This window comes from Dietzia sp. CW19, from assembly GCF_014145265.1.
GTDB lineage: Bacteria > Actinomycetota > Actinomycetes > Mycobacteriales > Mycobacteriaceae > Dietzia > Dietzia natronolimnaea.
Genome location: NZ_JAALEE010000174.1, coordinates 1 through 2,260 on the forward strand (window position 1 = coordinate 1; position 2,260 = coordinate 2,260).

At 70.2% G+C, this 2,260-nt stretch carries 1 protein-coding gene; it reads right to left on the reverse strand.

What is annotated here, in order from left to right:
• Positions 1 to 248: 248 nt before the first annotated feature.
• Complete coding sequence (locus G6021_RS06110) at positions 249 to 2,162, reverse strand: penicillin-binding protein 2 (RefSeq protein WP_182609921.1); 1,914 nt, start codon at positions 2,160 to 2,162, stop codon at positions 249 to 251.
• Positions 2,163 to 2,260 lie beyond the last annotated feature (98 nt).

Here is a 2,260-nt window from a genome sequence, read left to right on the forward strand (position 1 = left end):
GTCGCACAGAACGAGGCGCCGTGGATCCTGGTTCCGGGCAGCGCCGCGAAGAGGGTGCCGGGCAGCGCGTCCTGGGCCCGGATGGTGGCGCCGGTGAGCTCCGTGTGGGCTGCCGCCCTGTCGCCGAGGAGGCCGGCGCGCACCGCGTCCGCCAGCTGTGCCGCTGTCGTCATAGCCTGTCCTCGACCCGCCTCTCGTTGTCCGTGACCCCCCGTGAACCCACTACACGCTACCTTGCCGGTCGCGGGTCACTGCGCCTGCAGGATCAGGTCGGCTGCGGGGGCGGACGGCGGGATGTTGTCCCGGTTGACCAGCCAGGAGGCGATGTCGTGGAACAGCGGCGCGGCGGACGCCCCGAGGGTGCCGCGCTGGGGGGCGTCGAGCATGATCGAGATCACGTACCGCGGATCGTCGGCGGGCAGGATCCCGGAGAAGGTGATCCAGTACCGGGAGTTGGAGTAGCACGCACACGACGGGTCGATCTGCTGGGCCGTGCCGGTCTTACCGCTGATCTGGTACCCGGCCACCGCGGCCTGAGGGCCGGTTCCCGCCTGTGCTCCCGGCCCGGACTGGACCACCGAGCGGAACATGTCGCGCACCGTGCGAGCGGTCTGCTCACTCACCACCCGCTCGCCCTCCGGTCGCTCGGACGCATGGGTCTCACCGTCCGGGTCCACCCGCTCGGCGACGATCCGGGGCGGCACCCGGACCCCGTCGTTGGCGATCGTCTGATAGATGCCCGCCATCTGCAGGGTCGTCATGGACAACCCCTGGCCGATCGGCAGGTTGGCGAAGGTACCGCCCTGCCAGTTCTGCAGGTCGGGCACCAACCCGTCCGATTCACCGGCGAGTTCGATCCCGGAGCGCTGCCCCAACCCGAACTTCTCCAGGTACTCCGAGTACGGCTCCTTGCCGACCCGCTGGGCCAGCATGAGGGTCCCGACGTTGGAGGACTTCCCGAAGATGCCCGTGGTCGTGTACGGCGTGGGACCGTGCTGCCACGCATCGGAGACGGTCACCCCCTCCATGCTGATGCTCCCGTCGACGGAGTGGACCTCCCCGGGATCGGTCAGCCCGGCCTCGATCGCCGCGGCGGCGGTGATGATCTTCTGCACCGACCCGGGCTCGAACGGCGAGGTGATCGCCGGGTTACCGAGGTCGGCCCCGCGCTCGAGCTCGGCGCCGATCCCCACCGCGGGGTTGAAGGTGTTGTCGTTGGCCATCGCGCGGACCTCGCCGGTCCGGGCGTCCAACACGACCGCGGACGCGCTCTGCGCACCCGAGGAGTCCTTGGCGGACTGCACCGCCTTCTGGACGTGCCACTGCAGGTCCGCGTCCAGGGTCAGACGGATCGTGTCGCCGTCACGCGGTGCCGAGACGTTCCGCAGCGTCCCCGGGATCACCGTGTCGTCCTGGGCCCTGTCGAAGGTCTGTCGGCCGTCCTCGCCGTCGAGTTCGTCGTTGAAGGACGCCTCGATGCCCTGCAGGCCGATGAGCTTGCCGTCGTCGCTCTTCGACGTGGCTCCCACCACGTTGGCCGCGAGGGCTCCGCCCGGGTACTCGCGGATGTCCACACGCTCCGCGCCGATCATGGGGAACTTCCTGGTGATCGCGTTGGCCTGGGTCACGTCGACGTTGCGGACGAGGTAGGTGAAGCCACCCTGGGACGTGAGCTTGGCCTCGATCTCCTCGCGGTCCACCTTCTCCCCGAGCACGGACTCGAACTCGTCGCCGATCTCGTCGACCAGCTGGTCCCAGGTGGGTTTGGTGCGGTCCAGTTCCCTGCGCGCCTCGGCGTTGCGCTGCTCGACCAGTGGCTGGATGGACAGATCACGGGCTTCCCGGGTGAACGCGATCGGGTCGCCGTGCACATCGACGATCGCGCCACGGGTGGCGGGGAGCACCTGGTGGACCTGCCGTTGGCTCTCCGCCCGGGCCGCGAGTTCGGTGCCACCGATCGTCTGTACCCACAGCAGCTTGACCAGCGCGATCACCATGATCACCACGAAGGCGGAGCGCATCCACGTGAACCGCCGGTCCGTCGACGCCGCGGTGAGGACCCTGCCGGAGCGGGTGGGGGGCCGACCGTCACCCGACCGGCTGCCGCGAGGGGCCCCCGAGGGGACCCGCGGTCCCTGTCCCGGGTTGCGTCGATCGGTCATCGAGGGGCCTTTCGCAGATCGTGTCGTCAGTAGAGGGGGCCGGGCACCGGCGCGAGTGTCGCGGCGTCACCGCCCGGGGCGGGTGCGGGAACCGGGGG